This window comes from Paenibacillus sp. Marseille-Q9583, assembly GCF_976954365.1.
Genome location: NZ_CDRJTB010000060.1, coordinates 22318 through 45257 on the forward strand (window position 1 = coordinate 22318; position 22940 = coordinate 45257).

General features: G+C 44.9%; 17 protein-coding genes and 1 tRNA gene. 7 read left to right on the forward strand and 11 right to left on the reverse strand.

Features of this window, described 5'->3' with window-relative positions; all coding sequences use genetic code 11:
• Positions 1–31: 31 nt before the first annotated feature.
• Positions 32–847 carry a hypothetical protein gene (locus ACWNM1_RS22940; RefSeq protein WP_373455859.1) on the reverse strand — a complete coding sequence of 272 codons (816 nt, stop codon included), beginning with the start codon at positions 845–847 and terminating at the stop codon, positions 32–34.
• A gap of 310 nt (positions 848–1157) precedes the next feature.
• Here ACWNM1_RS22940 and ACWNM1_RS22945 point away from each other — a divergent pair.
• Positions 1158–1231: transfer RNA gene (locus tag ACWNM1_RS22945), tRNA-Arg, on the forward strand.
• A gap of 890 nt (positions 1232–2121) precedes the next feature.
• Here ACWNM1_RS22945 and pstA read toward each other — a convergent pair.
• The 6 genes from pstA to uxuA form a co-directional block, all read right to left on the reverse strand.
• The gene (gene pstA, locus ACWNM1_RS22950) at positions 2122–2997 is read right to left on the reverse strand and encodes a phosphate ABC transporter permease PstA (RefSeq protein ID WP_339798279.1); all 876 of its coding nucleotides are present in this window, start codon (positions 2995–2997) and stop codon (positions 2122–2124) included.
• On the reverse strand, positions 2994–3941 hold the full coding sequence (gene pstC / locus ACWNM1_RS22955) for a phosphate ABC transporter permease subunit PstC (RefSeq protein ID WP_042191272.1): 948 nt from the start codon (positions 3939–3941) through the stop codon (positions 2994–2996). Before pstC ends, pstA begins: the two co-directional genes overlap by 4 nt.
• An 82-nt stretch (positions 3942–4023) precedes the next feature.
• Complete coding sequence (locus ACWNM1_RS22960; protein WP_234538107.1) at positions 4024–4884, reverse strand: phosphate ABC transporter substrate-binding protein; 861 nt, start codon at positions 4882–4884, stop codon at positions 4024–4026.
• A 54-nt stretch (positions 4885–4938) separates the two neighbouring features.
• Positions 4939–6375: a stalk domain-containing protein gene (locus tag ACWNM1_RS22965; protein ID WP_449602770.1), complete on the reverse strand. Its 1437-nt coding sequence runs from the start codon at positions 6373–6375 to the stop codon at positions 4939–4941.
• A 244-nt stretch (positions 6376–6619) separates the two neighbouring features.
• Complete coding sequence (locus ACWNM1_RS22970) at positions 6620–8242, reverse strand: mannitol dehydrogenase family protein (RefSeq protein ID WP_449602771.1); 1623 nt, start codon at positions 8240–8242, stop codon at positions 6620–6622.
• Positions 8243–9319: a mannonate dehydratase gene (gene uxuA / locus ACWNM1_RS22975; protein ID WP_449602772.1), complete on the reverse strand. Its 1077-nt coding sequence runs from the start codon at positions 9317–9319 to the stop codon at positions 8243–8245. It lies immediately after the preceding gene.
• Positions 9320–9541: 222 nt separating this feature from the next.
• On the opposite strand from uxuA, the gene ACWNM1_RS22980 reads away from it, so the two are divergent.
• On the forward strand, positions 9542–10195 hold the full coding sequence (locus ACWNM1_RS22980; protein WP_449602773.1) for a GntR family transcriptional regulator: 654 nt from the start codon (positions 9542–9544) through the stop codon (positions 10193–10195).
• A gap of 58 nt (positions 10196–10253) precedes the next feature.
• Here ACWNM1_RS22980 and ACWNM1_RS22985 read toward each other — a convergent pair whose 3' ends face one another.
• Both ACWNM1_RS22985 and ACWNM1_RS22990 read right to left on the reverse strand, forming a co-directional pair.
• Positions 10254–10490, reverse strand: a complete 237-nt coding sequence (locus ACWNM1_RS22985) for a hypothetical protein (protein WP_449602783.1) — start codon at positions 10488–10490, stop codon at positions 10254–10256.
• Positions 10491–10586: 96 nt separating this feature from the next.
• Positions 10587–12677, reverse strand: coding sequence for an alpha-glucuronidase family glycosyl hydrolase (locus ACWNM1_RS22990; RefSeq protein ID WP_449602774.1), 2091 nt, complete (start codon positions 12675–12677; stop codon positions 10587–10589).
• A gap of 125 nt (positions 12678–12802) precedes the next feature.
• Here ACWNM1_RS22990 and ACWNM1_RS22995 point away from each other — a divergent pair, with 125 nt between their 5' ends.
• The 5 genes from ACWNM1_RS22995 (at position 12803) to ACWNM1_RS23015 (ending at position 19907) form a co-directional block, all read left to right on the forward strand.
• On the forward strand, positions 12803–13687 hold the full coding sequence (locus ACWNM1_RS22995) for a helix-turn-helix domain-containing protein (RefSeq protein ID WP_449602775.1): 885 nt from the start codon (positions 12803–12805) through the stop codon (positions 13685–13687).
• A gap of 261 nt (positions 13688–13948) precedes the next feature.
• Complete coding sequence (locus ACWNM1_RS23000; protein ID WP_449602776.1) at positions 13949–14680, forward strand: ABC transporter ATP-binding protein; 732 nt, start codon at positions 13949–13951, stop codon at positions 14678–14680.
• Positions 14677–15732, forward strand: a complete 1056-nt coding sequence (locus tag ACWNM1_RS23005; protein WP_449602777.1) for an ABC transporter permease — start codon at positions 14677–14679, stop codon at positions 15730–15732. Before ACWNM1_RS23000 ends, ACWNM1_RS23005 begins: the two co-directional genes overlap by 4 nt.
• A gap of 58 nt (positions 15733–15790) precedes the next feature.
• Complete coding sequence (locus ACWNM1_RS23010) at positions 15791–16480, forward strand: TetR/AcrR family transcriptional regulator (RefSeq protein ID WP_449602778.1); 690 nt, start codon at positions 15791–15793, stop codon at positions 16478–16480.
• Between the two features lie 82 nt (positions 16481–16562).
• Positions 16563–19907: a DEAD/DEAH box helicase gene (locus ACWNM1_RS23015; protein ID WP_449602779.1), complete on the forward strand. Its 3345-nt coding sequence runs from the start codon at positions 16563–16565 to the stop codon at positions 19905–19907.
• A 99-nt stretch (positions 19908–20006) separates the two neighbouring features.
• On the opposite strand, the gene ACWNM1_RS23020 is transcribed toward ACWNM1_RS23015, so the two are convergent.
• Positions 20007–21221, reverse strand: coding sequence for an exosporium glycoprotein BclB-related protein (locus ACWNM1_RS23020; RefSeq protein WP_449602780.1), 1215 nt, complete (start codon positions 21219–21221; stop codon positions 20007–20009).
• Between the two features lie 396 nt (positions 21222–21617).
• Positions 21618–22940: beta strand repeat-containing protein (locus tag ACWNM1_RS23025; RefSeq protein WP_449602781.1), on the reverse strand; the 1323-nt coding region annotated here is incomplete at its 5' end.

The following is a 22940-nucleotide window of genomic DNA, read 5'->3' on the forward strand; positions in this document are numbered from 1 at the left end:
GAATAACCATTATATTATATACAACATTACTTTATTTATCAAGTAGAGAAGTCTTTACAAAACCCTTGAGCGCACGATAAGCCCCCTCAAATTGAAAGCGCATGCCGTCTGTAATGCCGTACATTCCGCGAGTCTCCTCCTCCTGCCGTGTACCGTTTAAGCTCTCAGATACAAACTGGTGTAACGCCCCCGCCCAAATATCTAGTAGCGCGTCTTCTCCATCCAGTATTTTCCGATACTCTTCCGATCCATAAATCGACATGACGAACTGGCCCCAGAGCTCCTGTGCAAAATAATACAGCGTAGGCTCATGTACCTCCGCCTGCTCGGCTACCCGCTCGAGCACCTGACTCACCTGTGGTGGAAAATCCTCTGTCTGCAGCGGTACACTTTCAATCTCTACAATTGCTGTTTCGTGACCACGAATCAGATTCACTGTTCCCTGCATCCCACGCCGCCGAAGGGTCTGCAGGGTCCGAAATTGCAGCAGCGGGTGAACATTATCCCCCTGCAGCCATGCCGTCAGCGCCTCATCGACTCCGCCGCCTTCCAGATATGAAAGCTGCTCTAGTGCTAAGATTGTCGCCTCTGACAGCGGCTCATTCATTATCCGCTGCAGCAGCTTTTGAGGATACCCCGCATCCTCAGTCATTTTTGATTTGGCCAAGAGACGGGCCATATCTTCTTCCCTTAAATCTTCGTCTTCGGGGTGAACGGCTCCTTCCGCATCTCCATTCTGAGAGGCGTAAGGGAAAGCTGTTTCGAGCCATTCCAGCAGAGACCGCCATTCCTCGTAATTTCGCTCTTCCTGTCCTTGACACTGCAACAAAAAACGCAGCAGCTCCATCGCTTCCCCGTATCGTTCACTCTCCAGCATCACCGTAAGCTGGATTTGATAATAGTCCAGTGTCTTGGGAAACAGGACGATATTCTCTTTTGTGGCGGGGGAATCTGAATCTTTAATGAGGGCACCTCCTTATAGCTAATTATGTGAATTGAATTCTAAAACGTCATAAATGTTATTAAGACCTTAAGCTTCTTCCGAAACTTAATAATTGTAGATTATAGCATACCCCGTACTCTTTTTAAAAAACAGCTTGAAAAACATCGGCGTACATGATATGATAAATCCTGCTTGCTTTTCAGCCAGCAATCATGTCCCGGTAGCTCAGCTGGATAGAGCATGCGCCTTCTAAGCGCACGGTCAGGGGTTCGAATCCCTTCCGGGACGTCAGAGTAACAGCCTTCCTTCGGGGAGGCTGTTTTTGCGTTCAGGGAGAAAGACATTCGACACAGCGCTAGAAAAAACAGGAGCTGAAATCCTCGATTCTTCAGACAAGACTTAATAAACACCAGACAGTTAGGTTGGTTGAACAGTCTGTACTAGGCGGCTAGGCTGTTGCTGATACGGTTGACGTTTCTCGGGGTTACTTGCGATGCTGTGTTGCTGGTACCTTTAGGGCACTAGGTTTGTAGAGTAACTTTGGCAGTTGTTCTGGCGCGGATACGGTTGACGTTTCTTGGAGTTACTTGCGATGCTGTGTTGCCGGGTACGTTCAGGTACTTTCTAGTGTGGAACTCTCCTTGGACCAGATCGAAAAGGGTTATATCCTGCTAGACTGTAACTATAGGGAAATTCTCCCTATAAAATTACCTAGAATCGCTAAAAATCAGGCTTTATAGGGAATTTGTACCGTTAATATTACTCAAAATCTCTAATTATGATTAAATCATAGGTATTATAGGGGGGATTTCCTTATAAAGCATTTAGAGACCATAGCGCGTCGAATTATAGGGAGGTATTCCCTCTATCTATGCAAATACTCAACAAACAACCCTTAAGCAATCTAGTTCACGAATCGTGAGCACTCACATATATGCATTGATAACTCACCGATGCACGAGCAACTCCCCAATTTCACCAGGATGAGCGTAATCATTCAATCACAGAAATTCAATCACAGAAGATCAGCCTATCTAAAAGTAACCTAGCTAGTTGTCTCTCCATTTAAAGCTTCCTGATTAAATCTCAAAAAGCTGTTCTAAGCGAACGGTAACATTCCCTTAGAACAGCTTTTCGTAAATAAAAGCCTACAGGTATCGCCTGTAGACCCCAGTTCATTATTTCCGGCGATTTCCCAGCCACAACGGAAATCGAAATACAAAATTGATAAACAAAACTACAAATACAAGTACGGCTGCCGACTTATCAGCAATTTGACGCGCATCTTCTACGATCGCCTCGGATTGTACATACCAAAGGTGTACGGCCAGTGTTTCACCCGGTGAGAACAGATTGAAATCCCACATTTCGCCCGAGGTACTGAGACCAGCGGTAAGGATAATAACCGCAGACTCCCCGAAGGCGCGTCCAGCAACGAGACAAATCCCAGTAACAATGGCAGACATTGCAACAGGTAGGACTACCGTGCGGATCACGTGGAATTTAGTCATCCCAAGTGCATAACCAGCCTCGCGGATCTCCCCGGGGACAGCACGTACTGCTTCCTCTGTTACTCGCGCAAGCATAGGTAGATTCAGCAGTGCTAAGCTGACGCCTCCGCCAAGAATCGTCAGACCGATATCGAAATATTCCGCAAAAATCGCCAGTCCGAGCATACCGAACACAATCGATGGTACCGATGACAGAGATTCTACGCAAATACGTAGTGCGCCTGTAAATTTATTGTCTGGTGCATACTCAGCCATATAGATTCCCGCACCCAAACCAATTGGAACGGAAATAAACAGCGAGATGAACAAAATGTAAAAGGAGTTAAACAGCACCGGGCCAATCCCACCACCTGCGTCAATCTCTTCAGGCTGTTTAATTAAGAAATCGGGCCGAAGTGCCGGTAAACCTTTACTAAGAATCGTGAAGAGCAGCCAGAAGATCAGCAGCATGACTAAAGCCCCAAGCGTATAAAACCCTATGGTTGCAATTTTATTGTTTCTTTGAGCCCGCGCTGTATGCTTTGTACTTGCGAATCCGTTCACGCTGCATCCCTCCTTTTTCTACCCAGCACGCGGATGATCAGAATTAATACAAATGATATTACTAGCAGGAGAAATGCCATCATATGTAGCGCATAGTTCCATGTAGAATCAAACTCTACATTGGAGATTTGCATAACGATGTTACTAGTCAGCACCGATGCTGGCGTGAATAACGTTTTCGCCAATTGCGGTGTATTCCCGATAACCATAACTACAGCCATCGTCTCACCCACAGCACGAGTCATACCTAGAATAACCGCAGAGATAATTCCCCGGCTAGCCGCAGGCAGTACTACACGCATGATGACCTGTAAACGGGTAGATCCAAGAGCATATGCAGCATCACGATATTTGCGCGGCACAGAGACAATGGCATCATCACTGATTCGGCAAATCGTTGGCAGCACCATTAATGCGAGTACAAGTGCAGCAGCTAACAAGCCATCGCCTAAGCTCTCCCCACTAATTCTGCGCAAGAAAGGAAGCAATACCGTTAAGCCTATATATCCGTAAACTATTGAAGGAATACCTACCAATAAATCTAGCACTGGACGGATAAAAGTCTTCATCCATTTTGGAGCAATCTCTGCACAAAGTACTGCCATCCCTACCGAAATAGGAACTGCGATCAGCAGCGTTAATGCAGTTAGTGAAAGTGTATTTACAATGAAGGCAGCCGCTCCAAAGGAATCCTCTTCCGGCGTCCAGTTAAAGGAAAAGAAAAAGTCCGCAGGCGAGAGATGGCCGAACAGAAGCATAGCCGTTTTGCCGATAAATAGAATTACAAGTCCAAGCACGAAGCAAAGCGCAAGAATGCTGAATAAAAAATAAAACTTAAACAATTTGTTGCTAAACAAATGTCTACCATGACGTTTGGGATTAGCGCTAACCTGCGTTACGCTCTCTTTTCCCCTAGTTGCCAAGCCTTGGACTGGTGCCCCCATACTTTCCCTCCTGTAAGCGGCCACCCCCGTATCAAGATCGGAGCTGGCCGCTGTTACCGTTCAATATGTTCTTTAGATGTTATTAGCCCTTCATTGCTGCGATCGGAATAAATTTAAGCTTTTTCAGGGAACCTTGTTGGAACTTCTTGCTTTGTACGTATTCGATGAATTCTTTGGTAGCGCCAGTAGGTTGACCTTTAGTCATGTAATAACCATAAGCCCAGATCTTATAAGATCCATTGATTACGTTGTCCGTAGTAGCTGCTACACCATTGTGTTTAACAGCTTTAACATCGCCACTTACATATACAAGGTCGATATAACCGATAGAGTTAGGCGTTGTTCCTACAGCTGTTTTCATGTCACCGGAAGAACCAGTTTCTTTGTAGTTCTTAGCTTTTTTAACGATATCTCCGCCATCCAAAGCTTTAGCTTGATAGTTAACACGTGTACCGGAACCGAAAGAGCGAGTGATAACCACGATGTCAGCATCTGCACCGCCTACTTCTTTCCAGTTCGTGATTTTACCTGCGTAAATACCTTTAAGCTGTTCTGTTGTAAGGTTGTCTACGCCAACATTCTTGTTCACGATTGTAGCAAAAGGAATAACCGCTACTTTATTCGCTACTTGACCGTCAAAAGCTTTGAAGCCTGGTACGTCGATGCTAGCATCCCAGTCGCAAGCGCCGATATCAGCGATGCCTTTTTTAACAGCTTGAGGTCCAGTTACTGAACCTTTACCGGATGCTGCGATTTTCACTTTAGGGTGTAGCTTTTGGAATTCTTTTGCCGCTTGAAGCGTCAATGGAAGAAGTGCAGTTGAACCGTTAACTGTGATTTTACCTTTAAGTGAATCGGCTGCTGCTGCAACCCCTGCGAAAGATGCGGTTACCGCAATTACAGCCGTTAGAGCCGTTACTGTTAGCTTTTTGAAAATCTTCATTGTATTATTTCTCCTCTCGGCTCTACGCCGTTAAAATTTGATTAGGGATATTTATTATTTCGACAGTTGCAATGCTTTACCGCCTTGAACCACCCATACACCGCCGTCACTTACGATAGCCAGCTTGCTGCCATCTTTGGAAACCGCTACTTCAGATACGTCTTCAGTGGAGCGGAACAGCTCACTCTTTGCTCCATTATTATCAATGGAATAGACCACTGTGCTTCCGTCTGCCGCTGAACCGGCTACAACCAATCCATTGTTAACGCCTGTAGACCAAGTTACTTCAACATCCAGTGCAATGTTAGTGCTTGTTCCGTCTGCTTTTACAACCTTCAATGTGTTAGCTGCATTACCCTCAGCATCTGCACTCAGGTAAACGACGCTACCATCAGCAGAAATTTCAGGGTACAGCTTGTTATCCGGTGTAGTTGTCAGTGCAGCTGGCTTAGCATCTTTTGTAGCCAGGTCAAGCTTGTAAAGTTGCTCTCCAGCAGAGCTGAAGTCTACAGTAAGAGAATCTTCTGTGCTGTCCGCATCGTTTTTAGCAACACCCGTCAAGTTAACGATATAAACAGCGCTCTTTTGGTCAGCGGAAATGCGCAGTTCGGATTTATTTTCTACTTTGTCTGCCAATACGGATTTAACTTCACCAGTGTCTACAGCGATTTTTGCGATTTTCTCTTGCTTGTCACCTTGGACGAAGTAAATACTTTTACCATCATTCGACCAAACCAGATCCGTTTTTACACTGTTGTCCGTACCAAGTAGCTTAGTAGCTCCGCTGGACAGGTTAATCAGATTCAACAAACCAGTCTCATCATTGAAAGCTCCCCACTGCCCATCCGGTGATACTGCAAAATCCACTGCACTGTCATTAGATGAAAATACTTCGTAGTTACCTGGCTCTGTGCTGAACTTGATAAGTTGAGCAGATTCAGCATCACTTTTGTTCGCAATCAGACTTCCAGCTGCTGTCCAGTGCAAAGTATCAAACAGTCCTTCAGGACGAGCAAAGCTTAGAATCGTGCTAGCATCAGCATCCAGTTCTCCACCTAATGCATAAACTAACTTAGAAAGCTCTACATAGGTTTTACCGTTATAAAATACTGGAGCAACTGTGAATGTCTCGGAATTACCATCTACTTCATAGCTCTTTGAGCCTGTTTTGAGCTTCACATTATGTAATCCTTTGCTGTCATTAAGTTCAAACCCGCCAACTCCAAGTACTAACTTAGCTCCAATTTCACCAGCTACCTGATTCAGTGAGTACAGCTTGTAACCACTGCTATTAATGGTGTTAAACACAATCGGCGTACCGTTTACATTCCAAGTAGCTGTACCTTCTTTAACTGCTGTTTTAGCAGTGGTTTGATTGGCAGCTACAGATTTTACATTACTGCCGATGCTGGCTGCAGATACACTCCCAACGCCTACTGTTGCAAGAAGTGCTGAAGCCAACGTTGCGCTAATCCATTTACTGTTTTTCAATTAGATTCACCCTTTTCGTATAGGTAACTGCTAATGTCATTTTCGTCTACAATTGTCAACTCTGTTGCAGAGGAATGTTATGGAAATATTAACTATAATTATTTTTTTGAAAAAGTAGGTATATTAGCGTACTAGACTGCTAAATTCAGATAAACCAAATGGACTAGACACGAAAAAGCCTCATGGGGGATAGCTCTGCGGGGTGCAGTAGCTTTTACTCCATGAGGCTTTTTGTAAATGTGATCTACACTAACTCTTCATTTAAATGCTTTTCCAACGTTCTTCGTACAGCTCCTGGGCCTTTCAGCATCTCATAAAAGTAACTTTCAATCTTGCTACCCAGACCAATTTCATATAACGGTACACCAAAAATCTTCTCATTATCTAGAATTCTATGCACATTTGAGGTCGAATCTCCCAAAGTTACTCCCTGCAGATGCGCTTGAAGTGACTCCATTAACGGATCGGGACTTAGCTCAAATGAATTTCCTTCATCATCCACTCCGATCAAATAGCGGCACCAAGCAGCAATTGCTAGTGGAATCGCCGTCAATTCAGCTGGAAGAAGATCTTCGCGTTCTACATAGGATTTGATCGTTCCCCCATAACGAATGCCTACCTTCTGCGACGTATCTGTCGCAATTCGCTGCGGGGTGTCCGGTATAAATGGATTCGCCAAGCGCTCTTGCAGCACTTCATCCAAAAACTGCTGTGGACGTAGAATGATTGGATCTACAACTACAGGCAATCCTTCCTTATACCCAATCCGCTCGACTAATGTACGTAGGGTCTGATCCTGCATCTCATCCGAAATCTGCGTATAGCCTAGTAGACAGCCAGTGACCGCTAATGCCGTGTGCAAGGGGTTCAGACAGGTTGTAACCTTCATCGTTTCCACCCTATTCACGGTCTCTCGATCTGTGAATATAATACCGGCTTCTTCTAATAATGGTCGCCCATTCGTAAACTTATCCTCAATGACCAGATATTCGCTAACCTCTGCGTTAACGAAAGGTGCAGTATGAGCGTTTCTCGAGGTTATAATGATATCCATACCGCCAATCCCGCGCTCCTGTAAGGCATTACCTACAACCTCGGACGGACGAGGTGTGATTTTATCGATCATCGACAAGGGGAATGTTATGCGACTCTCATCTTCGAGGTACGCAACAAAACCTTCCTCCACAAACCCTTTTGCAGCCCATGCTTTAGCGATTGTAGTCACGCTATTTTTCAGCATATCCCCATTGTGCGAACAGTTATCCATACTAACAAAAGTCATCGGATACTGACCTTTTAGATATCGACGGCAAGCAAGAGAAGCGATAACACTCATGCTGTGGGAAGGCTGCTCTGGCCCTTGCTCCATATCATTCTTCACGATATCAAGGTACATTCCATTAGAATCCGTTAAGGTATAACCTTTCTCTGTAATGGTGAAGCTGGCCATCTGCAGACTCGGGTTTTCAAATATTTCAACTAAACGGCAATAATCCTGCGTTCGATTCTTGTTTGCCATAATAGCTTCGGTAATGCTGCTAATGACCTTTTTCGTAAACTTGCCATCCGCATTCATTAGTACGAGAAGTGTTAAATGATCATGTGGTTTATAAATTTTGTCAATCAGCTCGTAGTCAGAGGAGGTAGCGGCAATAATGCCTGTATCTGCTTTTCCAAGCTCCAACAGCTTCTGGTGAGCATTCGCAACAAATCCCCGAAAAATGTTCCCCGCTCCAAAATGAACCCATTCCGGCCTAACGCGCGTATTCTCCGCCACCTGCTCATAATCAAACTGAGGAAGCTCCACGTCAGCGTCCTTCCACGCCTCTGCACATGATTGAATACTCTCTCTTGTCAGAAGCAGCATTCACTTCACCCCCATCGTATTGTCGAGACTATCCCACACACCAAGTAAATACATGATCCCCATTGCTCTATCGTACAGCCCGTACCCCGGGCGGCAAGTCTTCTCTTCCCCCCACAAATGACGACCATGATCTGGACGCACATACCCCGTATATCCATTCTCATGATACGCTTTAACAACCTCTGCCACATCCACACTGCCATCCCGTCCACGATGAGAGACCTCAATAAAATCTCCGTTCTCAAAAACCTTAACATTTCGAATATGAGCAAAATGAATACGATTACAGAATTCCCGAATCATAGCCGGCAGATCATTCTTCGGATTCGTACCGAGCGACCCAGTGCAGAAGGTTAATCCATTATAAGGACTATCCACTGCGTCAAGTAAACGACGAATCGTATCGCGGCTGCGGACAATGCGGGGCAAGCCAAAGATCGGCCAGGCAGGATCATCGGGATGAATAGCCATTTTGATATCGACTTCTTCACAGACAGGAATAATGCGCTTCAGAAAATAGACCAAGTTCTCGAACAGCTTCTCTTCCGTTACATCTGCATAAGCGGCGAATAGCTCATCGAGCTTCGCAAGACGCTCCGGCTCCCAGCCAGGCATCGTAAATTCGCCGGCCCCCTCGAGAATACGATTCACCATGTCGCGCGGCTTCTCATTAATGGCCGCATTTTCATAAAAAAGCGCATTCGAGCCATCTGGCAATTCCTTGTACAGCTCCGTCCGAGTCCAGTCAAAGACCGGCATGAAATTGTAACAGATTACTTTAGTACCGACCTTGGCTAGCTTCCGTATGGTGTCTATGTAAATATCGATATATTTATCACGCGTCGGGAGTCCAATCTTAATATCATCATGGACGTTCACACTTTCTACTACGGCAGTGCTAAACCCTTTGCTCGTAATTTGATCCGCAACCTTTTGAATGTCATCCATTTCCCACACTTCGCCCGCTACCTTATGATGTAGTGACCAGACAATACCCATTACCCCCGGAATTTGCCGGATATGATCAAGCGTAATGTTGTCATTGCCTTCTCCATACCATCTCCATGTCATGTTCATCTAGATAAAACCTCCTATAATTTCATATGTCGAGATCTTGTATACAAGATAATATACTCAAATATTAAGATTAATTATAGCAACTGTCAATGACATTAATATATTTATTGAAAACTTGTATACAAGATGTCGTGAAGATATAATTGAAATAAACTTTCTTCTATCCACATTCCGCTTCATGTATACTAATTACAAATTCAACGGCAATGGAGACGCAACCTCATGTCCACCAAAAATGATATTTTGAACCTATTAAAGCACGAAATTCTTAACCTAACGCTAAATCCCGGAACCATTTTGAGTGAGACGGTGTTGTCCGAACGGTTTCAGATATCCAGGACACCTTTGCGCGATGTACTAAAGCAGCTATCCCTCGAGTCCTATATTGATGTGTATCCGAAGAAAGGGAACCTGGTTTCATACATCGATTTGGAATCTGTCGAGCAAATCATCTATTTAAGAAGTGTTCTAGAAAAAGATATAATCAAAGGTTTATCGGGTAGTCTTACGCTTAAAGGTATTATGGAGCTTAAGAAGAATTTAGAAGAGCAAAAAAACGCCATATATCAGGAACATGCACTTGAGCACTTTCTTATGTTAGATGACACTTTTCATAGAACATTGTTTATACTTGCAGGCCATGAATTTTTGTGGAAGCTAATTAAGTTCTCCAATGTACATTATGAAAGGTATCGTCGCTTGCATATGCTAAAGCAAGAAAAGCTGGAGAAAATTCTGAACGAACATCATATGATCCTGGATTGTATGACAAACCATGAAACAGACAAAATAGATGAATTAGTCCAGCATCATTTGCGTGAAGATATTAATTCCCTATACTTGCTGGAGAATTTTGCGGATTATATTAAAGCGTAATAACGCGTATTTTACATAGTCTATTTAAAAATAAAAAGACCGCCTCAAGCAGCCATTTTCATGGCTTTTGGGACGGTCTCTTTTCATTTATCGTTAAGCTTGAAAGTACCTTCCGTCGTAAAATCCATCTGCATCGATACCAGCCAACACTATTCTCATATAAGTCTAACGTGTTATAAATTAACCAATCATGTGGGAGATCGACGGGATGGAAATCCAAGGACTCAGCATTCGTCACTTCTAAAGTACTCTTGGCGAATTCCCAGCCCTCATTAAATAATCTTTTCTGATTCAAGGTGTATCTTCCTTTCTTCTCATAGGATTATGAAACAAAGGGATGGAGCAACAGAAGGAGTGGCCCTGCTGGACACACTCCTCCTAATGCTAATATTTAGTATATTGTGCGTTGATGCTGGTCTGGGATACCGCTTTTTCGATAGAAATAAGTATTGATGATATCTCTCCACTCGCGGGCATGTAGTACCTGTTCGTGCAGACGGTCTGCCACCTGTCCAAACCTGCTGCCATCCATTTTCCCCTCAAGGGATTGCCACTTCTCTCTCAGCCCCGCTGCGCGATCCACGCCATCAAAATGCGTATCATAAATATGCTGGATGACCGTTTTACCAGATTTAAGAGTATGCGTATACGGTACATGATGAAAGAACAGTAATAGCTCATCTGGACAAGTAGCTACCGATTCATACAAATCTACATTCGCACCTTGATACTGAGCAATATATCCCGTACCCGTCTTCATTGTCCGGTCTACGCCAATACCTTGTAGGTCTGCAAAATGATACGTTCCCCATTTCGAATATTCATATCCATCCACATTTGGACCGTAATGATGATCAGGATTGACCATCCAACCTACCCCAAGCGGCGAAGTATAAGATTCATAGATATTCCAGGAGGTTAGCAAGATCTCACGAATCGTATCTATTAACTGCTCATCCTCTGCACTGAACGTGAGCATTGTCCATTCCTTCGCGATTTGCTCTGCACTTAATTCCGGATTCCAAGCGAGACGACCGTAACCATATAGATTGGCCTGCGCTAACAAATGCCCCGTCCAGTTATGATCATTACCAATATTTGAAACAGCAGCGAAGCCGCTATATTTATAACCATACATGGATCCATCAACTACCTGTTTCACCGATGACTCCGAATCCGTTGCGTACGTATTAAAATCAAGAACTTCCTTCCATTGAGGGACGAGGTAGCAGACATGACGCTGTTGGCCTGTATATTCCTGCGTAATTTGGAACTCAATCATCATATTCGTATGCTCCATGGCACCGAACAGCGGAGATACGCCTTCCCGTACTTGGAAATCCATAGGACCATTCTTCACCTGTAAAATAACATTCTCCATGAATCGACCATCTAGCGGTTTAAAGTGATCATATGCCGCACGCGCGCGATCGGTGGAGCGATCCCGCCAATCCTGTTTGCAATTGTAAACAAAGCAGCGCCAGATGACGATTCCCCCGAAAGGCAATAATGCTTCAGCCAGCATATTCGAACCATCAGCATGATCACGATCATAAGTGAACGGGCCTGGGCGATTCTCAGAATCAGCTTTTACGAGGAACCCACCGAAATCTGGAATCACTTTATAGATTTCTATCACCTTTGCCTTCCACCATTGGCGTACATCAGATTCTAACGGATCGGCTGTATTCAATCCGCCGATTTCGATCGGGCTAGCATAGTTAATACTTAGGAACAGCTTCACCCCATAGTTACGAAAGATATCGGCAATCCTCGCGATGTCAGGAAGATAGCGCTCCGTAATAAACATCGTTTCAAACCGATGTACATTGACATTGTTTATAGCAATTGCGTTGATCCCTATCGAAGCGAGCATTCTCGCATAATCTTGCAATCGATCAAAGTCCTTTGTGATTTCGTTATCCGAGTAGAATATGGACTTCCCCGCGTAACCACGTTCGATGCTTCCATCGATGTTATCCCATTGATTCATCATGCGGAGAAGATTTACAGGATTGTCCACCACATCCAACGTTTCGATAGATTGACCCGTTCCAAGTAAGCGTAGGAATGCAAATACGCCGTATAGTAATCCCACGGGTGTGGAAGCACCAATTGCAATACAGTCCTTCTCCGTGTTTGTTCGAATGGCATATCCTTCTGATCCAATTGCTGTCCTTGTAGCCTCGCTAAAGGTATGCGTAATCAACAGATGATTACTATCAAACGTACCGATTGCAATACAAGCTTGTTTATCTTTATCCTGAGATTCAGCAATGGTAGCTTCCATATCGAGCATTCCTTGTATGCCACGTGTTAGTTCTTGCACAGCACTTTTGATCACTGGATGATCTTGTTTGACTGTCAAGATGTTATAGCACCAAGGAGAATAGCACTCTCTTACTGCACTCGATTGAATATATGGATATTCAAGCCAAGCTTTATACCCTGCGTTATGTAATTCTGTCTTTTGTTCTGCCATAATTCGGTGTCCTCCATTTGTGAGTAAGACTTTTTAATCTAGATGTTGCTAGCTGTGCAAGGGTTCTCTTATACTTTTGTAAACGATAGGTTATCCTTATCCCTACTAATAGGAGGAACACGAATGTGACGTACCATGAACAGCAGGACTTACAACCGTTCCATCTCTATTTTGTATATAAAAGAACAAGTACAAATACAGACGACTATCAAGGTACATTCCATGCTCATCAGGGTGTTGAAATTCTTATTATTCATGAAGGTAAAGGGACGCTGATTATTGATCAAAATAGCTATGAAATAAAGCCAGGGATGATTTGTATTTTCCAGCCGTATCAACTGCATCATATTCAAATTGAAATCAATGAGGCGGTTCCGTTCGTGCGTTCGATTGTGCATTATGAGCCAAGCATATTTAAAGCTTTTTTTGAGAAGTGGCCCATTCTACAAAGCTTTTTCAATCATATTCACAGCGGCAATTTAGCCTCACCTCGATGGTATGAACAGCAGGATCTTCAATCCCTGATAGCTCTTCTGAAGGATCTGTATAAAGCGCTTCCAACATTGCACAAAAATGATTTCATGGAAGAGGTCTCATTGTTTCTCATCACGTTCCTACGTACTTTAAAGCCACTTTGGGATACACAGCAGAAGCCGACCTCCATGGAACAATTGCTTCGTAAACCACATCAGGCAGAACGTATTATGGAATGGCTGCAGTTGCATTACAAGGAACCTTTGCGGCTCGATCAAATGAGCAAGGATCTACATCTTTCACCCCATCATTTATCCCACTTGTTTAAGGATTGTACAGGCAGTAGTATTTCTGATTATTTAACGGTCAAAAGAATGCAGGAAGCCGTTCATCTTCTGACTTCAAGCAAATACACGATTTCGCACATCGCCGAGGAAGTGGGGATCACAAATTGCTCTCATTTTTGCAAATTGTTCAAAACCCATTTCGGCACAACGCCTAATCAATTTCGGAAGCAATGGCATTTGCATCATTGAGTTGTCGAACATCCCAGCTGTATTCCTTATTAACATCATATCAAGTTGGTTCGTGAGCAGGTATTCGCATCTTGTGCAAAAATGCCGCTACTTTGCGATTTACACCTAATTGTAAGTTAGTTTCAAGTAGAGGAATCTAGCACTTTACATTTACTGGATTACGGAGCACAATAATGAGTGAGCGCTCACTCATTATTGTTGTGCAGAGCACTCAGCAACACCACTTTGTATCCCAGACTATTCAGAATCGAGGAGATGAATATGGGTTCGGAAGTTCCAGTCATTTCAGTGAGCCATGTTAGTAAAGCCTTTGGAGACAAACAGGTGCTCGAAGATATTTCACTTCAAGTGGAGCGTGCGGAAACCTTCGGAATACTAGGACCTTCTGGCTCCGGAAAAACAACGCTAGTAAAGCTGCTTACAGGTATCGATGTGGTGACCTCAGGTGAGGTAAAAGTGCTTGGTGTCACTATGCCTAAGTTATCCATGCTGCAGCAAATTGGATACATGGCTCAATCTGATGCCCTATATACAGAACTCAGCGCAAAAGAAAATCTGGAATTCTTCGCTGCGCTGTATGGACTAAAAGGTACGGAGCGCGGCAAACGCATCAAAGCTGTTATGGAACTAGTAGATCTTCAGGAGCATCTGCGCAAAAGAGTAGATCAATACTCTGGTGGAATGAAACGCCGCCTATCCCTGGCGATTGCGCTGCTCCATGAGCCTCCGCTACTTCTTCTTGATGAACCAACAGTTGGTATCGATCCTGTACTCCGACTATCCATCTGGAAAGAACTAAAAGCGCTGAACGAAAAAGGTACCACGATTGTACTCACTACGCATGTCATGGATGAAGCTGAGAAATGTGATCGCCTTGGAATGATCCGTGATGGCAAACTGCTTGCCGCCGACACACCTGCCGGACTGCTTGAAGCCACTGGCTCAGCTTCTATTGAAGAAGCCTTTCTATATTATGGAGGTGTCCGTTCATGAGAATCCGAGCGATCACCTTACGGATTTTGCGACAATTTATTCATGATAAAAGAACGATGGCCTTAATGTTCGTTGCACCGCTTATCGTTCTAAGTTTAATGAGCTTGGTATTCAACGGGGACGCCTATGAGCCAAAAATCGGAGTATCCGGTGTACCACTAAATATCTCAGCTGCGTTAAAAGAAGAAAACGCTACAATTAAAGAGTATGCCAGCGAAGAGCTAGGGAAAAGTGCTCTAGTAGAAGGAAAGATTGACGCTTTGATCACTTTGGACGGAAACGTTGGGAATTCAGGAGTCATCCCTCAAGTGTTGTTAGAGGGTAGCAATCCTACAGCCAACAAGGCGGTAATTATGACGCTTCAAAAGCTTTCTCAGAAGCTCCTTCCAAGTACAGAGGAACAGCTCCAATTACAGCCCCAGATCAGCTACTTATACGGTTCTGAGAATATGAAGACGATTGACCGCTTCGGTCCGATTATGATTGGCGTATTTATTTTCTTTTTCGTATTCCTGATTGCCGGTGTATCTTTCCTGCGAGAGCGGACTACAGGCACCCTTGAACGTCTACTTTCTACTCCTTTAAAAAGATGGGAGATTGTACTCGGGTATGTATGTGGTTTCGGCATTTTCACCGTATTCCAAGCGCTGTTGATCTCATGGTTCTCTATTCAGATTCTTGGCATTATGATGACGGGAAGCTTTGGTTACGTAATGCTGATCACCTTACTCCTGTCAATGACAGCTTTGACGCTGGGTACGCTACTATCTGCTTTTGCAGCCAACGAGCTACAGATGATTCAGTTCATCCCGCTTATTATCGTGCCACAAGTTTTCCTCAGCGGACTGTTCCCACTCGACACCCTACCGTTATGGCTACAGCGCATTGGCTACGCAACCCCAATTTATTATGGATCAGAAGCGCTTATGAACATCATGATCCGTGGCAAAGGATGGAATTCCATCGCTCTGGATGTCTATGTACTGATCGGATTCTCACTATTATTCATGGTGCTGAATGTATTGGCACTGCGCAAACACCGGAAGATGTAGACTCACTAAGAACTTTCATCGGTTGAACGGAATGAACCAAGTTTGGAGGATAATTGTAATGAAAGAACATGATTCTGCGGAACAAAATATAGAAGAGCAGTGGATTGAAGAGCTGCTAAACATAAGTGAAGAGGATAAACTGACACCGAAGCAGATTTCCATTTTGCATGCGGCGATTGAGGTGTTCTCCGAAAAAGGCTACGCTGCTGCTGCGACTAGTGAAATTGCTCAAAAGGCAGGCGTAGCAGAGGGTACGATTTTCCGATATTACAAAACCAAAAAAGATTTACTGCTCTCCATCATTGGCCCCACCATGAGTCGTATGCTCGCTCCTTATGTACTGCGGAATTTCAACGGGGTACTCGATGTACCCTATGACAGTTTCGAAGAATTCCTACGGTCGTTTATCATCAATCGTCTAGAGTTCGCCCGTAGAAATTTTAAAATCCTAAAGATTCTGATACAGGAGATTCCTTTCCAGCCGGTGCTCAGAGAACAGTTCGCAGAAAATATTCTAAGCAAGGTGCTGGAGCGCGTCATCGAAATTGTTGAACACTTTAAGGCAAAAGGTGAAGTCATTGAATTACCTACACCCGCTATTCTACGTTTCACTATTTCATCCATTGGTGGGTATTTGCTTAATCGCCTGCTGCTACAGCCGGAGAAGGACTGGAACGATGAGGAAGAGATTAACCTGACGATCCGTTTTATTATGCACGGGATTAGTGGAGTAGCAGCCCCTATTTGATGCGCACGCCCGTTCTGTTATCATAAGGACTATATAATAATCGGACTTTTCGAGGAAAAAGTTACGAGGAAGGAATTATGTTATGGGCTTTAGTGTGATAGAACGGGTAATTAAGCTGCTATGCGGCAAGTCTATTTTTGAAAAAGGATTGGCTTATTACCAGTCTGGAAGCGTCGATATCATTGATATTGAAGAACGTAATGAATCCATCCCAAATCTGCCCCGATCTCGTTATGAAGCGCTTGTTCAAGGGGGCATTGGCTACGAAGTCACTGTTGTCATCGATATCGACGGTGATGTCACGGCAGAGTGTGCTTGTCCTGCTTACTCGCATGGAGGGCCTTTCTGCAAACATATCGCAGCCGTACTGATCAGCATTGATGCCCTTGAAACTGCTGGTGAACGGCCAGATCATACTGGAACTTCTCACTCATCTGCTATTGAAGATACTGGAGTCTTAACCCCACGTAATGTTACGGATTCTGCGCAAGACATGGGAGGAAGGTCCAGAGACCAGCATCTGGTGAGCAACCTGCTAGGCATGTTCAGTAACCATAAATCGCGTCCGAGCGGTACTGGAGCTTTTGTGGATAATAGAACTCTGCTAAATGTAGAATTCATCTGCAGGCCATTCAATTACAGCTATAGCTCTACCATGCTGGGTATAGAAATAAAAGTCGGCTTAAAACGTATATATATCGTTCATAAAATAAGAGGTTTTCTGGAACGTGTACACCGTGGAGAAACCTTCGAATTCTCGAAGCATTTCGTCTATGACCCTGCCATTCACAGCTTTCGGAAGGAAGATAACATCGTTCTTCAGAAGCTAATTGAAATTGTCTTAAATGAAAAAATGTATCGCGATAACATCACTAACTACTCTCCATATGGTGGGAACCTGGGGGGAGATCGCTTGCTGGCTATCCCTCCTTTTTTCTGGGAGACGCTTCAGCCCGCACTTTCAGAGGTTCAGTCGGTATATCTGCAACAAGAAGAGGTATGGTACGAAGGCATTCATATGTCTAATGAAGCTCCACCCCTTAGCTTTGCGTTCGAGCAAGCCGAAGGTGAAGGATACCATCTGGATATTCAAGGAATGGAGCAAATCGTAGTTCTGGAAGACTACGGACTCGTGCTGTCTGAAGGTAAGCTGTTGAAGCTAACTGCTCAGGAATGCATGCGCCTATCTGAGATGAAAAAAATGCTGGAATCCTCTCGTCGAGATGGCATCGATATTGCCCCCGAACAAATGGAGCCTTTTATGGACAAGGTTATTCCTGGCCTGAAAAAACTGGGAAACGTGCATATCGCCAACTCTATCGCTGATCGAATTGTGCAACACAAGCTTATAGCGAGGCTCTATCTGGACCGTGTGCGAGATCGACTGCTCGCCGGGCTAGAGTTTCAGTATGGTGACATTATCATCAATCCTTTGGATGAAAAAGCCCATGTTCGCGGTACGGACTTGATTCTTATACGCGACGGTGAAGGAGAGGCCCGAATTCTGGAGCTGATGGAGCATGAATCCTTCACCAAAACCGAAGGCGGGTATATTATGACGGATGAGGACGGTGAGTACGATTTTTTATACCACACGATTCCGTTGCTTGAACCACTATTAACGGTCTATGCGACCACCGCTGTCAAAGAAAGACTATTCACGGGAACCACGCCACCAAAAGTGAGTATTAGTTGGAATGAGAAAACCGACTGGCTTGATTTTAAATTCGACATGGGTGGTATTCCCGAATCTGAGATTGTGATGGTCTTAAAATCACTTCAGGATAAACGTAAATACTACCGATTGCCAGAAGGGGCACTGCTACCGCTGGAGAGCGAGGAGCTCCAAGAAATCATCACCTTTATGAACGAGATGGGCATCCGAGAAGGCGAGATTAAAGGTGTGCAATTCTCTTTACCAGTCGTTCGTGGGTTACACTTAACCTCTGCTGATTCTCAAGGTGACTCAGTCAAGCTGAGCAGATCCTTTAAAAGGTTACTTGCGAATATGCACAATCCTGAGAACCTTGATTTCCCAATACCAGAGAGTCTAGCTCCTGTGCTCCGGGATTATCAGCAGTATGGATTTCAGTGGCTGAAGACGTTGGCCCACTATCGTTTCGGGGGGATTTTAGCGGATGATATGGGTCTTGGAAAAACGCTGCAGAGTATCGCTTTTCTGCTCTCTGAGCTTCCGGATATTCGTCAGAGTGGTCTGCCCGCTCTTATTGTCGCTCCTGCCTCTCTCACCTACAACTGGCATAATGAGCTTAAAAAGTTCACGCCTGAGATTAAGGCTGTTATTGCAGATGGAAGCTTAACGGAACGCGGTCGAATTTTAAGAAATGCAGCGAAGGCGGATGTAATCATCACCTCTTACCCACTGCTTCGCAGAGATATTCAGTTGTATGCTAAGAAGTCTTTTCATACCCTGATTCTCGATGAAGCGCAAACCATAAAGAACCATACTACTCAGACCGCCCAAGCTGTAATGGCTCTTCAGGCAAGGCATCGTTTTGCACTTACTGGAACTCCTGTTGAGAACGCGCTAGAAGATCTATGGTCCATCTTCGGCACTGTGTTTCCTCGGCTGTTTCCAGGTAAGAAGGCTTTTCACGATTTGCCGAGGGAAACTGTTGCTAAACGGGCACGTCCCTTCTTGCTGCGGCGCTTAAAGAGTGATGTATTAAAAGAATTGCCTGAGAAAATCGAATCACTCCAAGCCTGTGAGCTATTCCCTGAGCAGAAGAAGTTATATGTCGCTTATCTCGCCCGTTTGAAAAAAGAGGCGCTTAAGCATTTGACCCAGGATAGTTTCGGTAATAATAATCGGATCAAAATCCTTGCTGGTCTCACCCGTCTGCGCCAGCTATGTTGTCACCCGGCTCTATTTGTGGATGGGTATGAAGGAAGCTCTGCCAAGTTCGAGCAGCTGTTTGAAATCATAGAGGAATGCCGCAGCTCGGGTAAACGAATGCTAATATTCTCCCAGTTCACAGAAATGCTCGGTTTGATTGGACGAGAACTCGGCTATCAAGGTACTCCATATTTTTATCTAGATGGTCAAACGCCTGTGTCTCAGCGGGTAGATTTATGTAATCAATTTAATGAAGGAGAGCGGGATATTTTCCTGATCTCCTTAAAAGCTGGCGGAACCGGACTCAACTTAACAGGGGCAGACACTGTCATTCTATACGATTTATGGTGGAACCCTGCCGTCGAACAGCAAGCTGCAGATCGGGCTCACCGAATCGGACAGAGAAAAGTAGTTCAAGTTATTCGGCTCGTCACCCAAGGTACTGTGGAAGACAAAATGTATGAGCTTCAACAGAAGAAAAGGAACTTGATCGATGAAGTGATCCAGCCAGGTCAGGAAGGGTTATCTACCCTTACAGAACAAGACATCCGAGAGATTCTGATGATATAAATACATCGTGTTCTAGACAAAATCAGGGATATCCTGCAGCCCATATGGCCATCGGGATATCCCTTTTTCTGTGGTAAATACATCATAATCATCATCAAATTATGCGATTGTAACCCCTGCACTAGCGTAGCCTGCAACGGTTGCTGCAACATCAAGGCCAGCCGTTACTGTTGAAGTAAAGACCAACAACAAGCGCTCTCCCACAGTTACTGGAATGCTCAAACCTGTGGTATTACCACTGCTAATAGATCCAAGAGAAATTAATCCAGTAAGTGCAGGACTTAATGTAACTAAAGCCCCAGGTACTGCTGTGAAGGTATTGTTAGGTGTAGTAGATCTGTATAATTGAGCCGTGATTGTTACCGTAGAACCCACCAAACTAACGGAAGCTGTCGTACTGAAATAGGCTGCCATAGAAGTAAGCGTTCCAGTTCGAGGAACTGAGAACGCAAAGTTCAGCAAGGTTCCAGCTGCTCCGGTGAGATCTATAGTACCGCCTGTAATACTGATATTGCTTGCACTGCTACCAAAACCAACTGCACTTGAAGTATTCAAAAGACCCCCTAATACAGTAGTCATTGCAACTGGAAGACCAGAAGAATATGGAATAATCGCACCTGAACCAGTAGCACCTGTTGCTCCTGCGCTTCCTGTCGCTCCTGTTGCTCCTGCGCTTCCTGTCGCTCCTGTTGCTCCTGCGCTTCCTGTCGCTCCTGCTGCTCCTGTTGCTCCTGTTGCTCCTGCGCTTCCTGTCGCTCCTGTTGCTCCTGCGCTTCCTGTCGCTCCTGTTGCTCCTGCGCTTCCTGTCGCTCCTGTTGCTCCTGCGCTTCCTGTCGCTCCTGTTGTTCCTGCGCTTCCTGTCGCTCCTGTTGCTCCTGTTGCTCCTGTTGCTCCTGTTGCTCCTGTTGCTCCTGTTGCTCCTGCGCTTCCTGTCGCTCCTGTTGCTCCTGTATAAGCTATATTTTCACCATACAATTCAGAGTAGACAAGCCGATGAGCAGTCACTAATTGACCTGTGCTGCTTTTTCCCCAAACTGAGACTTGAATTGGATCGTCTATTAGAATAGGGGAAGTAAATATAAATTCGAATGAATCAAAATTTGCATAGTAATCTTTCGTTAGTACTTCATTAGGTCCCAAAGTTTGAAGTTCACTAACATATATTGTTCTTGTACCGTTCATATAGTATCCTTCGACTTGAATCAACGACGCATTGACATCACTCTGATTGACAAGTTTAATAGTAACAAGCTGAGTAGGTCTTTCACCGCCTACCAGATTGTTTTCTATAGGTCCAGTAGATAAATAACTCAAGTTCTCAACTCCTTTTATTTTTAAATAGATTGCTTACAACAAGATTGACCTGCAAAAAATTCTAAATAGTAGCGTTACTATATTCATTCCTCCGATCTACTCAAAATTGGCTAACAATGAGCCTATAATATTTTTCAGTGTGAAATTTTCGGCTCTTAATAGTAATATTCTTATGACTTCTTAATGTGTGGACATCTATCAAAAGCTACTACTATACATATTGAATGCTATTGGAAAAATCTATAAATCTATCAATATTCAATAGATTGTAACTCTTAGGAGTATTATTCCGTTCTGCCCAAAACTTGTCCCGTTAACAAAACAGAGGAGAACTCAGTAAGCCTTACTTACAGCTACAGAGTATCCCCTCTTTGTGCCATCAACTCAGATATAAATTTACGTCAATTCATGAACAGACCAAACTATACCCGAAGTATTGGCACCGCCCAGATTCAAAGGAACCGTCAAGCCATTAGAAACATAGAACAAGCCAATAACATCACCTGCTGTTAGTGCAAATTCTCCAACCAGCGTTACAGTCCCACTTCCCAAAATAGATCTCAAATCTAGAATAAGCGCAACATTCACATCCAATACAGGGAATAATCCACTTACCAGATTTGTTGAAGTAGGAGAAGTTCTCTGAACTACGAAAGCTGGATTAACCCCACTACCAAGACTAATTGAGATTGAGGCAGTTGTGGAATAGTTAATGGTCGCTTCAATAGAATATCTACCCGTTGTCGGAACTGTGTAATTTCCTGTAACGGGGTTAAAGGAAGGATCAGAATAGAAAGGAGAAGCCACAGACCATCCAGTCAGTTGCGAAGAAGTAGAAACTGACAAAGCTGATAGGAACGCAGAGAATCCCTCAGCTTGAATATTCGGCCCTGTTGCTCCAGTCACACCAGTTATTCCTGTTACTCCCGTTACACCAGTCGCTCCGGTTGCTCCAGTTACTCCAGTTGCCCCTGTTGCCCCTGTTGCTCCTGTCACTCCGACGGCTCCAGTCACTCCAGTCACTCCAGTCACTCCAACTGCCCCTGTTGCCCCTGTCACTCCATCGGCTCCTGTTGCTCCAGTCACACCTGCCGCTCCAGTTGCTCCAGTCACTCCAGCTGCCCCTGTTGCTCCAGTCACTCCGTCGGCTCCGGTTGCTCCAGTCACACCTGCCGCTCCTGTTGCTCCAGTTACACCTGCCGCTCCTGTTGCTCCAGTTACACCTGCCGCTCCTGTTGCCCCAGTCACTCCTTCGGCTCCGGTTGCTCCAGTCACACCTGCCGCTCCTGTTGCTCCAGTTACACCTGCCGCTCCAGTCGCTCCTGTCACTCCATCGGCTCCGGTTGCTCCAGTCACTCCATCGGCTCCGGTTGCTCCAGTCACACCTGCCGCTCCTGTTGCTCCAGTTACACCTGCCGCTCCAGTCGCTCCAGTCACACCTTCGGCTCCCGTTGCCCCTGTCACTCCGTCGGCTCCAGTTACACCTGCCGCTCCTGTTGCTCCAGTCGCTCCAGCTGCTCCAGTTGCTCCAGTCGCTCCAGTTGCTCCAGTCACCCCGTCGGCTCCCGTTGCACCAGTCACTCCATCGGCTCCCGTTGCACCTGTCACTCCATCGGCTCCCGTTGCTCCTGTCACTCCATCGGCTCCCGTTGCACCTGTCACTCCATCGGCTCCCGTTGCTCCAGTCACTCCATCGGCTCCCGTTGCTCCTGTCACTCC

What these genes read in the sequence shown, in the direction of transcription:
- ACWNM1_RS22940 (WP_373455859.1), bottom strand. Translation starts at nt 847, where the DNA reads ATGGAGCTGCTGCGTTTTTTGTTGCAGTGTCAAGGACAGGAAGAGCGA.
- ACWNM1_RS23005 (WP_449602777.1), top strand. Translation starts at nt 14,677, where the DNA reads ATGAGAATCCGAGCGATCACCTTACGGATTTTGCGACAATTTATTCAT.
- ACWNM1_RS22970 (WP_449602771.1), bottom strand. Translation starts at nt 8,242, where the DNA reads ATGCTGCTTCTGACAAGAGAGAGTATTCAATCATGTGCAGAGGCGTGG.
- ACWNM1_RS22960 (WP_234538107.1), bottom strand. Translation starts at nt 4,884, where the DNA reads ATGAAGATTTTCAAAAAGCTAACAGTAACGGCTCTAACGGCTGTAATT.
- ACWNM1_RS23015 (WP_449602779.1), top strand. Translation starts at nt 16,563, where the DNA reads ATGGGCTTTAGTGTGATAGAACGGGTAATTAAGCTGCTATGCGGCAAG.
- pstC (WP_042191272.1), bottom strand. Translation starts at nt 3,941, where the DNA reads ATGGGGGCACCAGTCCAAGGCTTGGCAACTAGGGGAAAAGAGAGCGTA.
- ACWNM1_RS22990 (WP_449602774.1), bottom strand. Translation starts at nt 12,677, where the DNA reads ATGGCAGAACAAAAGACAGAATTACATAACGCAGGGTATAAAGCTTGG.
- ACWNM1_RS23000 (WP_449602776.1), top strand. Translation starts at nt 13,949, where the DNA reads ATGGGTTCGGAAGTTCCAGTCATTTCAGTGAGCCATGTTAGTAAAGCC.
- uxuA (WP_449602772.1), bottom strand. Translation starts at nt 9,319, where the DNA reads ATGAACATGACATGGAGATGGTATGGAGAAGGCAATGACAACATTACG.
- ACWNM1_RS23010 (WP_449602778.1), top strand. Translation starts at nt 15,791, where the DNA reads ATGAAAGAACATGATTCTGCGGAACAAAATATAGAAGAGCAGTGGATT.
- ACWNM1_RS22980 (WP_449602773.1), top strand. Translation starts at nt 9,542, where the DNA reads ATGTCCACCAAAAATGATATTTTGAACCTATTAAAGCACGAAATTCTT.